This window comes from Archangium gephyra, assembly GCF_042230915.1.
Lineage (GTDB): Bacteria > Myxococcota > Myxococcia > Myxococcales > Myxococcaceae > Archangium > Archangium gephyra_B.
In genome coordinates, this window is the sequence record NZ_CP102578.1 from 9,269,395 (window position 1) to 9,281,676 (window position 12,282).

Consider the following 12,282-nt stretch of genomic DNA (forward strand, 5'->3'; position numbering starts at 1 on the left):
GGCTGAAAAGCAAGCACGGCCGTGGACCATGCGGCCAGCCTCCCGCTCCGTCCTCGCTGCCGGACGCCATGAGCGTCACGGCGCATGTTCCATGAAGGGAGCCGAGTCACGGGCCCACGGGCCCACTCGCCTGGAGGAAGCCATGATGGCCCAACCCATCCGCCGCATCCTGGTCGCCACCGACTTCTCGGAATATTCGCAGCGAGCCATGGAGTACGCCCTCTCGCTGGCCGAACGGATGACCGCCTCCATCGACCTGCTCCACGTCTGGGAGCCTCCCCCGCACCTGGAAACGGAGAGCCTGGTGATGGTGCCTGGAGATCCGGGGACTCCGCTCGAGACGCTCGGCCTCGCCCAGGCCGGCCGGCTCCTGCACGCCTGGTCCGAGCGCTACCAATCCAGCTCCGTGCCCATCCAGGTCCATCTGGAGCGAGGGCCCGCGGCCGACACCATCCTGCGCTTCGCGAACGGTGGGTATGACCTGGTGGTGATGGGCACCCATGGGCGCACCGGGCTCGCCCGGCTCTTCATGGGCAGTGTCGCGCAGAAGGTGGTGGCCCGGGCCACCTGCCCCGTGCTCACGGTGCACGGGATGGAGGAGCAGGAGGCCCACCCGGCGGGGTGAGGCGGCTCAGTGCCGCTGGTCCTTGTCCAGCAGGCGGTCCGCGAGCCGGACGAGGTCCGTCTCCGTGATGATGCCCACCAGCCGGTCCCCGTCTTCCACCACCGGCACGCAGCCGAACTTGCGGTCGAGCAGCTTGTGGATCGCCTCGCGCACCGAGCTGCGCGGCTTCAACGTCTCGGGCGAGCGCGTCATGATGTCGCGCACCTGCACCGGGGGCTCGCCCGGATTGCGCTCGTGACGGGCCAGCGCCCGGATGAGGTCCCGCTGGCTCACCAGCCCGACGAGCTTGCCCTCCTTCACCACGGGCAGATGGCGGATGTCGTGCTCGGCCAGCAGGTCGTCTCCGCGGACGACGTCGTCTTCCTCCTTCAGGGTGACCAGATCCCGGGTCATCAATTCATCGACAGTGAGCATGGCGGGTCCTCGGGCTCGCTCCAGGTTCACCCCTCAGGGTGCGGCCTGTGAGGGCGCCGTGCAGCCACCGAGCATCCAGCCGGGCCGGGGCCGCTCGTGCTGGCCGCTCCGGCCGCCACCGGCCCTGCGCTCGCTCCAGCGTCGAGCGGGGCTCAGTGTCCGGGGTGCTCCGTCACCTGCGCCAGCGCCAGCATCAGCAGCAGGCCCGCCGCCAGCGCCACCAGGTTGCGTCCCCGGTTGTCCTTGCCGTGCCGGTTCACGTGCGGCAGCAGATCCGACACCGCCACGTAGAGGAACGTGCCCGCCGAGAAGGCCAGCGCCCGGGGTGCCAGGGACTCGAAGCGCAGCACCGCGTCGAAGGCGAAGTACAGCACCGCCCCCACCGGCACCATCAGCCCGTAGAGCACCGCGTAGCCCATGATGTGGCTCGAGCTCTTCCCCTCCGCCTTGAGGATGGAGGCCAGCGACAGCGACGAGGGGATCTTGTGCGAGGTGATCGCCAGCAGCGCCATCACCCCCACCCCCTCCTTCACCGCCGAGCCCAGCGCGATGCCGTCGAAGAGCGTGTGCGCCGACAGCCCCAGGAACGCCGTGAGCCCCAGCGTGTTCCCGTGCATGTGCTCCTCGCACTCCGGCGGCTCCTCGCACGCGTGCGTCAGCACGTAGCGCTCCAGCACCATCAGGAACACGAAGCCCGCGGGCACCAGGGCGAACGCCCAGAAACCGCCCCCGTGGTACGCCTCGGGCAGCATGTGGAAGAACGCCGCCCCGAACATCACTCCCGCCGCGAAGGCCAGGAACGTCACCAACCGTGTCGGCTTCCGGGTGACCACCACCGCCAGCGCGCCCACGATGGCGCCCAGCAGGATGATCAGCGAATAGGAGGAGAGAGTTACCGCGACAGGCATGGGGGGCCCGACACCTAGCACAGATTGGCGCCTCGGGTGGCGGGAGACCCTTCCCCCCTGCCCTCTCCCAGTGCGGGCGGCGGAGTCCGGCCCTTGCACGGGGAGTGAGGACTGATAAATGCCGGGGCGATGGCCACCGCCTACAACCTCGAGGAGCACCGCGCCGCGCTCACCGGCCACTGCTACCGCATGCTGGGTTCGGCCGCCGAGGCCGACGACGCCGTCCAGGAGACGATGGTGCGGGCCTGGCGCAACCTGGACCGGTTCGAGGAGCGCGCGTCCCTGCGCACCTGGCTGTACCGCATCGCCACCCGCGTGTGCCTCGACGCCCTGAGCGATGGCTCGCGCCGCGCCCGCCCGATGGAGCTCGGCCCCGCCGGCTCGGTCGACGACACCCTCAGCCTGCTGCCGGGCTCCCAGTGGATCGAGCCCATCCCCGACGCGCGCGCCCTCCCCTCCGACGCCGACCCGTCCGAATGGGTGGTGCTGCGCCAGAGCATCCGCCTCGCGTTCGTGGCCGCGCTCCAACACTTGCCTCCCCGGCAGCGCGCGGTGCTGCTGCTGACCGAGGTCCTCGGCTGGTCCGCCGCCGAGGTCGCCGAGAGCCTGGAAACCTCGGTCGCCTCGGTCAACAGTGCCCTCCAGCGGGCCCGGGCCACGCTCGCCACCCGTGACCTCACCCAGGCCCGCGCGCCGCTGTCCGAGGAGCAGTCCACGCTGCTGAACCGGTACGTCGAGGCCTTCGAGCGGTACGACGTGGCCGCCCTCACCGGGCTGCTCCACCACGACGCGACCCTCTCGATGCCGCCCTATTCGTTGTGGCTCCGCGGTCACGAGCCCATCAGCCACTGGCTGCTGGGACGGGGCTCCGGCTGCCGCGGCTCCCGGCTGGTGCCGACCTCGGCCTGCGGCTCGCCCGCGTTCGGGCAGTACCGGCCTCCCGCTGAGCCGGGGGGCCCCCACAAGGCCTGGGCATTGATCATCCTCGAGCTGTCCGGCGACCGCATCGCCGCGATGAACTCGTTCCTGGACACCGAGGCGTTGTTCCCCCGCTTCGGCCTTCCCCTCGAGCTCGCCCCCTAGCGCCGCCCGTTCGATTCTGGGCCGTTCGACGCCCAGGGACGTCTATACGTCGAACCCCCTCTTGGAGGCCCACATGGCTACGACCCGTTCCCGGAAGATCTTCGTCAACCTGCCCGTCAAGGACCTGAAGCGGTCGATCGAGTTCTTCACGAAGCTCGGCTTCGCGTTCAACACGCAGATGACCGACGAGAACGCGACCTGCATGATCGTCAGCGAGGAGGCCTTCGTGATGCTCCTCACCGAGCCGCGCTTCAAGGACTTCACCAAGAATCAGCTCTGTGACACCCGCGTCAACACCGAGGGCCTCTTCGCGCTGTCGTGCAGCAGCCGGGCCGAGGTCGATGAGCTGGTCAACACCGCCATCGCCGCGGGCGGCAAGCAGGCCATGGACAAGCAGGACCACGGCTTCATGTACGGCTGGAGCTTCTACGACCTCGACGGCCACCACTGGGAGGCCTTCTGGATGGACCCGGCGGCCATCAAGTGAGCGCGAGCTGAGCTACTCGGCCGGAGCCGGCGCGGGGGCGGGAATGGACGGAGCGCTCAGGACCTCGTCGAGCGTCTTCCGGTCCAGCCCGCCCTCCCAGCGCGCCACCACGATGGTGGCCACGGCGTTGCCGATGAAGTTGGTCAGCGCCCGGCACTCGGACATGAAGCGATCGATGCCGAGGATGAGCGCCATGCCGGCGATAGGCACCGAGGGCACCACCGACAGGGTCGCCGCCAGGGTGATGAAGCCCGCGCCCGTCACTCCCGCCGCCCCCTTGGAGCTCACCATGGCCACCAGCAGCAGCAGCGTCTGCTGGCCGAGGGTCAGGTCGGTGTTGGTGGCCTGGGCGATGAAGAGCGCCGCCAGCGTCATGTAGATGTTGGTGCCGTCGAGGTTGAAGGAGTAGCCGGTGGGCACCACCAGGCCGACGATCTGCTTGGGGCAGCCCGCGCGCTCCAGCTTCTCCAGCAGGCTGGGCAGGGCGGCCTCGGACGAGCTGGTGCCGAGCACGAGCAGCAGCTCCGCCTTGAGGTAGCGGATGAGCCGCAGGATGGAGAAGCCGTTGTAGCGGGCCACCAGCCCCAGCACCCCGAGCACGAAGACGGCCGAGGTCAGGTAGAAGGTGAGCACGAGCGCCGCCAGGTTCACCACCGAGCCGATCCCGTACTTGCCGATGGTGAAGGCGAAGGCTCCGAAGGCGCCGATGGGCGCCACCTTCATGAGGACGCCCACCAGCCGGAAGAAGGCGTGGCTCAACGACTCGAGCAGCTGCAGCGTGGGCCGGGCCTTCTCACCGATCATCGCCAGGGCGATGCCGAACAGCACGGAGACGAACAGCACCTGGAGGATGTCGCCCTCGGAGAAGGCGCTCACCACCGTGTTGGGGATGATGTTGAGCAGGAACTTCACCAGCGACTGGTCATGCGCCTTGGCGGCGTAGGTGCTCACCTCGCCCGCGGAGGTGAGGGTGCTCGGGTCGATGTTCATCCCCGCCCCCGGCCGCACCACGTTGGCGATGATCATGCCCACCACCAGCGCGAGCGAGGAGAAGGTGAGGAAGTAGGCGAAGGCCTTGGCTGCCACGCGGCCCACCTTGTTCAGGTCCGAGGACCCCGCGATGCCCGTCACCACCGTGAGGAAGATGACCGGGGCGATCACCATCTTCACCAGCTTGATGAAGCCGTCTCCCAGCGGCTTCAGGGACGCGCCGAGGCTCGGGTAGAAGTGGCCGAGCAGCGCGCCCAGGGCGATGGCCGCGAGCACCTGGACGTAGAGGTGCCGGTGGAGACCGCGAGAGGTGGGTTCGGCCTTCAGGTCCTGGACGGCCATGGAGCGGTGATCCTTGGGAGGTGGGGTGGCGGAGCGTATCGCGACCGGGGGTAACGCGGGGCGTCGGAGCAACCCGGGAGCCGCGCTACCCTCACCCCGACCCTCTCCCGGAGGGCGAGGGAGTGGGCTTGCGAGTGGGCCTCTGAGTGGGCTGCCAGGTGGGCGGTCAGTCGTAACGGCGGAGGACGAGGACTCGCACCCGGCCCGGCTGCACCTCGACCTCCCGCTCGGTGCGCAGGCCCGAGACGTCCACCGTCACCGTGTGCCGCCCCGCCGGCAGCCGGAAGCGCGCCAGTTGGAACTCCGCGGGCAGCGACATCCACGAGCGCAGGTCCGGTTGGTTCATCGCGTTGAGCAGCAGGAAGGTCAGCGCCCCCACCTCCTTGCTCTTCGTCAGCGCCCCCGCTCCCGCCGCCAGGCCCGCCTTCGCCGCCACTCCGGCCAGCTGTCTGGCCAGCATCCGGCCGATGCGCTCGTCCAGGTGCACCTTCGCCACGTCCGCCAGCGACGTCACCGTCACCGTCCGCTGGCCGCGGTCCCCCACCCAGACCTGTGCCAACCCCGGACGGCCCCGGTCCCGGTACACCGGCACCTGGATGATGTCCTGCGTCTCCAGCCTCCGGTCCGCCGGCTCCTTCTCCGGCGCCAGCCCCGCCTCCACCACCACCAGCACCTGTCCCTCGCCCGGCCCCAGCGGCTCGTGCGCCACGTCCGGGAAGCGCTTGCGCAGCCGCTCGTACTCGTCCTGCCGCCCCGTCTTCTTCGCCAGCCTCAGCAGCGGCTCCGCCAACTGCCCCAGCCCCGGCTCCAGCTCCAGCGCCTTCGCGTAGTCGATGTACGCCGAGTCCCACTCCCGCTGGTCCTCGTACAGCACGCCGCCGATGTAGCGCGCGATGGCCAGCTGCTCGTAGGGCTTCTTCTCCTCGACGATCATCTTCTGCAGCCGCTCGTTCACGCGGCGCACCTCGACGAGGGCCTCGTCGTCCTGGTCCAGCTGCGCGTAGTTGAGCGCCTGGAGCACGGAGATCATCAGCCGCTCGAAGTCCTCGCCCCGGTAGGCGCGCTCCCGCTCGTTGGTGAGGAGCGTCCCGGCCTCCTCGCTCACGGAGACGACATCCAGCTCCGCGGCCAGCCGGTCCGCCTCCGCCAGCACCTGGATGCTCTCGCGCCACCGCCCCGCGGCATGCAGCACCATGCCCCGGTCCAGCAGCACCAGCAGCGTGTCCTTGCCCTTGCCGTGCCGCGCCACCTCGTCCAGCTCGGTCAGCGCGAGATCATACGACTCCCGCTCGTACGCGGTGCGCAGGTGGCGCGTCCGCGCGACGTAGTCTCCCGCGCAACCGGACAGCAGCACCGTGCCCGCCAGCACGAGCACGGCCCATCCCGCCACTCCGTGACGCCGCGAGTCGCTCATGGCCGCGCTACCAGGAGATGGGCTTCCGCTCGAACTTCTTGCGGATCTCCTTCTCGTCCGTCCATTCCACGATGCCCGTGCGCACGTTGTTCAGCTTCACGGTCATCTTGTAATAGACGAGCTTGTCCCTGCCGACCTGCTGGACGATGGAGGCGAGCTCACCGGTGAGCAGGTAGTCCGCGCTGGCCTGCTCGCCCGGGCCCTTGGCCGCGTCGGGGCGCACGTAGCCCGAGCCCTGGTACTCGTACTCCTCGGCCAGGTCCTCGCGCGCCGCCTTGTCGAGCAGGGCGAACCTGCCCGTCTGCGCCAGCCCCGTTTGAATCTTGTCCCCCAGCGAGGCCATGTCGATGTGCTCGGACGTCTTGTTCTTCAGCCGGCCCACCAGCACCACGGGCAACTGCGGCCCGCCGGGCTGGGCGAAGCGCGGGGACTCGGCCAGCGAGCTCACCATCTTCTTGGCGATGAGCTGCAGGTCGTTCTCGTTGAACTGATCCGACAGCATCTCGATGGTATTCGGGTCCTCATAGGTGCCGCGGGTGAAGGCGCGAGGCCCTCCGCAGGCGGTGGTGAGGAGCCCGGCGAGCGAGACAGACACGAGGAGACGGGTCTTCATGGCGAGCACTCCTAGTTCCATTCACATTCGAAGCGGCTGCCCTGGAAGTTCCACTTGGAGGTGAGCACCGCGTCGCGCTTGTACCCGGCCGTCAGCCGGCAGAGGCTCTGCAGGGACGAGCGTGGGTAGTCGAAGGTGTAGAGCTGGGCCTTCGCCCGCTCGTGCTCGGTGAGCTGCGAGGGGTGGGTGAGCGTCGGGCTGGCGCTGGCCACCACCATCACCCGGTGCGTGCCGTACGTCTTGAGCGGCACCTGCCCGGCCAGCTGGATGCGGCGCACCGTGCGGGCGCGCAGGATGTCGCTGCGGTCCACCATCGTCTCGTGCCGGTTCTCGCGCGCGAGCAGCTCCGGCAGGTTGGCGGTGAAGACGCGCGTCAGCTCCCCGTCCTCCACGAAGAAGTAGAGGAAGCCCTCGCGCGCCGTGCGGCTCTCGCCGGTGAAGTCCAGCGTCACCAGCAAGTCGAGCGCCCGGTTGGGCCGCAGCGCGTGGGTGGACACCGCGTCCAGCACCCCCTTGGGCACTCCCGCCTGCTTGAGGCGGATGAGCCCGTCCGCGCTCGCGTCGCAGGCGCAGCGGCGCTGTTCGATCATCTTCACCAGCTGGGCCTCGTCGAAGCCCGCCTGGGCCAGCTTCGCCACCTCCTCGCCGGTGAGCGGGAGCTGGTCCGTGCGCTCGTAGATGCGCGGCAGCTGGTTGGGGTCCCACTGGATGATGTTGTAGGTCTGCGTCTGGCCTGGGAAGGGCAGCACGGGCACGGACTGCCCGCTGGCGGTGGAGGTCCGAGGCACCTCCCCCTGTACCTGTCCGGTGGCGAGCGCGAGCACGGCGGCGAGAGCGTGGGCGAGCATGGCGTTAGAACCTGTAGCCGACGTTCATGAACAGCCGGTTCATGAGGCCGCGAAAGTCCCCGGAGCCAACAATGGGGATGTCCAGCGCATAACCCAGGCCGAGCACCAACCGCTCGTTGGCCGCCAGCAGGTCCACGCCCACCTGGGGCGACAGCCCGAAGCGGAAGCCCGTGTCGGGGATGAAGAAGGCACCGGCCTTGAGGCCCGCGTTGAAGCTCACCGGGAAGCCGTAGGTGCGGAAGCGCGGGCCCGCCAGCACGCTCCACTGGCCGTTCTGCAGCACGTACGCGCCGCTCAGGTCGAACTGGTACCACTCCGCGCCCCAGATGGAGGCGGTGCCTCCGAAGAACAGCGGCACGCTCCCGCGCCGCACCGTGGACGCATCGGCGGCGAACGCCGCGCCCCAGTTCAGTTCCAGCGAGAACCGGCTGTCCGACGTCCGGGAGTAGCCTCCCTTGCCGTACTCGGACCCTTCCGGCCCATCGGTGCGGCCCCGCTCCTGCGCATGCGCCGACGGAGTCGCCACCACCGCGGCCGCCAACGAGGCGGCTCCCCACAACCAGGCAAGACGCTTCATCACAGGCTCCACCTCTGGTGAGGCAACCCGGGGCTGGCAACCCCGGGTGCGCAACCACGCCTCCCGACGCGGAGTGAAGCGGACTTATTCACGCACGGGGGGTGGTGGGTGGAGGAGGCGGTGCCTGCTCGCTCGCTGGCGCCGCTGCCGGGGCGGGGGGCGGGGCCGCCGGACGGGACTCGGTGCGCGTGGTGGGCAGCCACTCGGGGCGCGGGCGCAGGTAGGCCATCAGCTTCTCGCGCACCAGGGCGCGCAGGTCGAAGAGGTTCGACGGGGCGGCACTCACCAAGATGCGCACCTGCAGCGTCCGGTCCAGCACATCCTCCACCACCACGGTGGCCACCTTCCCGTCCCACAGCGCCTTGCCCTCGTTGTCCAGGATGCGCCGCAGCTCCGTCCGCAGCGCTTCCATGTCCGCCGAGAAGTCCACCAGCAGCTTCACCGGGCCCAGCATGCTCTGCCCGCCCTTGCTCCAGTTCTGGAAGGGCTTGTCCAGGAAGTGCGGAATGGGGATGACCAGCCGCCGCTCGTCCCACACCCGCACCACCACGTACGTGAGGGTGATCTCCTCCACCGTGCCGAACTCGTTCTCCACCACCACCTGGTCGCCAATGCGGATGGGCTGGGTGATGGACAGCTGGATGCCGGCCAGCAGCGAGGAGATGGACTTCTGCGCCGCCAGACCGATGACGAGGCCCGCGATACCGGCCGAGGCCAGCAGCGACACGCCCACGTTGCGCACCGTCTCGAACTGCATGAGCAGCAGCGCGGCCGCGATGAGGTAGGTGGCCGCCTCGAACACCGAGCGCAGCACCGCCAGCTGGGTGTGCAGCCCGCGCGCGCGCGAGGCGTCCTTGCCCTCCTTCGTCACCGACTGCTGGACGAACTGCGCCGTCACCCGGAGGAAGCGCAGGACGAACCACGCCACCGACACGATGAGCAGCGTGGTGAACAGGTGGGAGGACAGGAACCGGGCCGTCGGCGGCAACAGCAGCAGCGTGGCCCCCAGCGCCCCGAGCAGCGCGAAGTACAGCAGCCGCATCGGCCCCTTGCACGCGGGCACCAGCGCATCGTCCCAGCCGTTGCGCGTCCAGCGCGCCAGCTGCCCCAGCACCCCCAGCGACAGCTTCTCCAGCACCACGCACAGCAGCCCCGCCCCCAGCAGCGTCACCACCACGCCCAGCCACTGCCACGGCTCCAGCCCCAGCACCGGCTTGTCGAAGAACCACTGCGGCAGCACCTCGCCCAATGTCGACGGGCCGTACTCCTCGTAGAGCGGATCAATCGCCCGCACCGTCGCCTCACTGAACACCCACACCCGCCCACCCTGGGTGGGGACGTTGGCCAGGCGGATGGGGTAGGAGGCATCCCCCACGGTGAGGACGTCGATCTGATCGTAGCGGTTGCCCTCCGCGTCCCCCTGGGGCTCCTTGCTCAGGTTGGTCAGGGCCGTGGGCAGCTTGTGGTCCAGGACGAACTTGAGCCGCCGGGCCAGCACGGGGCCCCGGGCCTTCTGCTCGGCCGGGGGGATGAAGTCCAGGTCCAGGTAGTGCGCGGCCAGCACGTAGTCCCCCCGGTGCACGGCGGCGGAGAACCCCTGGGCCGAGGCATAGGGCGTCTGCCGGTCCAGCAGGGGGGGCTCCCCGAGGCCCGCGTTGAGGGCCCAGGCCCTCGGCAGGAGGAGGACGGACAGCAGCAGGCACAGTCCTGTCAGAGCGCGGCGCATGGCCGCCTTAAGTGCCCACCCCGGCCCCGCCGGGCAACATCAATGTGCCGCCGGGCCGCTCGTCCTCCAGGGTAGCTGACGACGCGTGCCCCGGTGGATTCCACCCCCACGAGAAAGCCTTGGAGCCATGGGAGCCCTGGGCTAGAAAAGGCCGCCCAGGAAGAGGTTGCCGTGCAAGAGAAGCGAAAGATCCTCCTCATCGACGACAGCGAGATCACCCTCGCCATGGAGAAGGCCGTGCTCGAAGCGCGCGGCTACGAGGTCATCGCCACGTCGACGTTGATGGAGTTCGAGAAGACCCTGCAGACGTGGAAGCCGGACCTCATCCTCACGGACATCCACATGCCCGAGGCCAAGGGCACGGACATCTGCCGGACGCTGAAGAACGAGTACGGCACGCAGGACATCCCCATCATCCTCTTCTCCAGCCTCCCGGATGACGAGCTGAGCAAGCTGGCCGAGCAGGTCGGTGCCGACGGCAGCCTGTCCAAGGTGAACGGACTGGAGAAGATGGGTGAGAAGATCGACGAGCTGGTGCAGAGCATCATCTGGTGAAGCGGTGAGGCGGCTGCTCACCGGGCTGGCCCTGCTGGCGGCGCTCTCGGGGTGCTCGCGCAAGGAGCCGCGGACGGTTGAGCCGGACACCGCCGCCCCGGGCAACACCGCCGCGAAGGCGGATGCCCCGGGCGCCATCCTGTTCATCTCCGCGGACATGCGCGGCTACGTGGGCCCGTGCGGCTGCAGCGAGAACATGCGCGGGGGCATCGCGCGCGCGGCGGCGCAGGTGAAGGAGGCGCGCAAGGGCGCCCTGCCCGTGCTCTACGTGGACGGCGGGGACAGCCTCTTCGGGGAGCCCACGCTGAAGCCGGAGCAGGTGCCGCAGGAGGAGCGCAAGGCGCGGGCGCTCGCCGAGGCCATGAAGGACATGGGCCTGGCGGTGCGCGCGACGGGCGAGCTGGACGACGTGCGCGGCGCCGGCTTCCGCCAGGGGCTGGGGCTGCCCGAGCTGGAGCCCGGCGGGGTGAAGGTGCTGGCCGCCGGAGCGCGCAAGGTGGGCGTGGTGGGTGCCGCGGACGCGGCCGGGCTGAAGCAGGCCGCCGCCAAGGCCCGAGCCGGGGGCGCCGCCTTCGTGGTGGGCCTCTTCCACGGCACGGTGCAGGAGGCCGAGCAGGCCGCGTCCACGCCGGAGCTGGGGGTGGACCTGGTGCTGGCCACGCACACCGCCTCCGAGTTCTCGGGCGAGGAGAACAAGCCGGTACGCGACGCGGCGGTGCCCGTCGTCGCCCTGCAGAGCAAGGGCCGCTCGCTGCTGCGCGTGGACCTGGCCTACGGCGCCAAGCCGGGCCGCTTCACCCTGCAGAAGACGGCGGCGGACAGCGAGCGCGAGGCCTCCTCCCTCGAGCGGCGCATGGCGCTGATGGACAAGGAGATCAACTTCCCCGGCCTCACCCCGGAGCGCAAGCAGCTGCTGCAGAAGAAGATCGAGGAGCTGGTGGCGCGCCGGCAGGCCCTGCTCACCGCGCCGGTGGCCGCCTCCGGCGAGGGCGACAGCTTCTCCGTGCGCTTCGTCCCCCTGGAGGCCACCCTCCCCTCGGACCCCGAGGCCCAGAAGGTGGTGAACGCCTACGACGCGGACGTGGGGAAGATGAACCTCGAGTGGGCCAAGGCGCACGGCCAGGACTGCCCCGCCCCGGAGAAGGGCCAGGCCGCCTTCGTGGGCAACAGCGCCTGCGCCGAGTGCCACGCGGAGTCCTTCCCCGCCTGGGAGGCCACCAAGCACCACGTCTCCTTCAAGACGCTGCAGGAGGTGGGCAAGCAGTTCCACCTCAACTGCATCGGCTGCCACGTCACCGGCTGGGAGAAGCCCGGCGGGGTGTGCCGCCTGGACAAGACGGCCGGCCGGGAGACCGTGGGCTGCGAGAGCTGCCACGGCCCGGGCTCGATTCACGCCGAGGACCCCTCCGCCGACAACATCCTCGCCCGCCCCGGCCAGGACGTGTGCGTCACCTGCCACAACCCGGAGAACTCGCCCTACTTCGACTTCGCCACCTACCTGCCGAGGATCCTCGGCCCCGGCCACGGCCAGCCACCGCCAGTGAAGCCGAAGCCCTGAAACACATCCAGGCGGTGTGTTTCTTCCCGTGGGTGACATCCAAGGGGAAGATGGCCCGCCTGGATGCTTGTTTGAGTGAAGCGAAAAGCATCGAACACTTGCGTCTCCAACCACTCCGGCCCTTCCGGCAGCCGGCCCCCAG

Annotated in this window: 13 protein-coding genes; 5 read left to right on the plus strand and 8 right to left on the minus strand. The window is 69.7% G+C overall.

The genetic code is table 11. The annotated features are described in order from the left end of the window. Positions 1–142 precede the first annotated feature (142 nt). On the plus strand, positions 143–625 hold the full coding sequence (locus tag NR798_RS36475) for a universal stress protein (RefSeq protein ID WP_375767164.1): 483 nt from the start codon (positions 143–145) through the stop codon (positions 623–625). Between the two features lie 6 nt (positions 626–631). On the opposite strand, the gene NR798_RS36480 is transcribed toward NR798_RS36475, so the two are convergent. Together NR798_RS36480 and NR798_RS36485 are read right to left on the minus strand one after the other, a co-directional pair. Beyond that, positions 632–1,039, minus strand: a complete 408-nt coding sequence (locus NR798_RS36480; RefSeq protein WP_375767165.1) for a CBS domain-containing protein — start codon at positions 1,037–1,039, stop codon at positions 632–634. Between the two features lie 152 nt (positions 1,040–1,191). Continuing rightward, entirely contained in the window at positions 1,192–1,947 is a 756-nt protein-coding gene (locus tag NR798_RS36485) for a ZIP family metal transporter (protein ID WP_375767166.1), read from the minus strand. Between the two features lie 129 nt (positions 1,948–2,076). Here NR798_RS36485 and NR798_RS36490 point away from each other — a divergent pair, with 129 nt between their 5' ends. After that, complete coding sequence (locus tag NR798_RS36490) at positions 2,077–3,030, plus strand: sigma-70 family RNA polymerase sigma factor (protein ID WP_375767167.1); 954 nt, start codon at positions 2,077–2,079, stop codon at positions 3,028–3,030. A 73-nt stretch (positions 3,031–3,103) separates the two neighbouring features. After that, positions 3,104–3,517, plus strand: coding sequence for a VOC family protein (locus tag NR798_RS36495; RefSeq protein WP_375767168.1), 414 nt, complete (start codon positions 3,104–3,106; stop codon positions 3,515–3,517). Between the two features lie 12 nt (positions 3,518–3,529). Here NR798_RS36495 and NR798_RS36500 read toward each other — a convergent pair whose 3' ends face one another. From NR798_RS36500 to NR798_RS36525, 6 genes are all read right to left on the minus strand, one after another. Further along, positions 3,530–4,849: a dicarboxylate/amino acid:cation symporter gene (locus NR798_RS36500; RefSeq protein WP_375767169.1), complete on the minus strand. Its 1,320-nt coding sequence runs from the start codon at positions 4,847–4,849 to the stop codon at positions 3,530–3,532. 166 nt (positions 4,850–5,015) lie between these two features. Beyond that, positions 5,016–6,263 carry a COG3014 family protein gene (locus NR798_RS36505; protein WP_375767170.1) on the minus strand — a complete coding sequence of 416 codons (1,248 nt, stop codon included), beginning with the start codon at positions 6,261–6,263 and terminating at the stop codon, positions 5,016–5,018. A gap of 7 nt (positions 6,264–6,270) precedes the next feature. Further along, entirely contained in the window at positions 6,271–6,876 is a 606-nt protein-coding gene (gene lpoB, locus NR798_RS36510; RefSeq protein WP_375767171.1) for a penicillin-binding protein activator LpoB, read from the minus strand. A gap of 11 nt (positions 6,877–6,887) precedes the next feature. After that, the gene (locus NR798_RS36515) at positions 6,888–7,724 is read right to left on the minus strand and encodes a hypothetical protein (protein ID WP_375767172.1); all 837 of its coding nucleotides are present in this window, start codon (positions 7,722–7,724) and stop codon (positions 6,888–6,890) included. A 4-nt stretch (positions 7,725–7,728) separates the two neighbouring features. After that, complete coding sequence (locus tag NR798_RS36520; RefSeq protein WP_375767173.1) at positions 7,729–8,301, minus strand: hypothetical protein; 573 nt, start codon at positions 8,299–8,301, stop codon at positions 7,729–7,731. 88 nt (positions 8,302–8,389) lie between these two features. Beyond that, entirely contained in the window at positions 8,390–10,027 is a 1,638-nt protein-coding gene (locus NR798_RS36525; RefSeq protein WP_375767174.1) for a mechanosensitive ion channel family protein, read from the minus strand. A gap of 171 nt (positions 10,028–10,198) precedes the next feature. Here NR798_RS36525 and NR798_RS36530 point away from each other — a divergent pair, with 171 nt between their 5' ends. Both NR798_RS36530 and NR798_RS36535 read left to right on the plus strand, forming a co-directional pair. Further along, positions 10,199–10,582, plus strand: a complete 384-nt coding sequence (locus NR798_RS36530; RefSeq protein WP_047859801.1) for a PleD family two-component system response regulator — start codon at positions 10,199–10,201, stop codon at positions 10,580–10,582. A 4-nt stretch (positions 10,583–10,586) separates the two neighbouring features. Beyond that, positions 10,587–12,140 carry a multiheme c-type cytochrome gene (locus NR798_RS36535; protein WP_375767175.1) on the plus strand — a complete coding sequence of 518 codons (1,554 nt, stop codon included), beginning with the start codon at positions 10,587–10,589 and terminating at the stop codon, positions 12,138–12,140. The last annotated feature ends 142 nt before the right edge of the window (positions 12,141–12,282 follow it).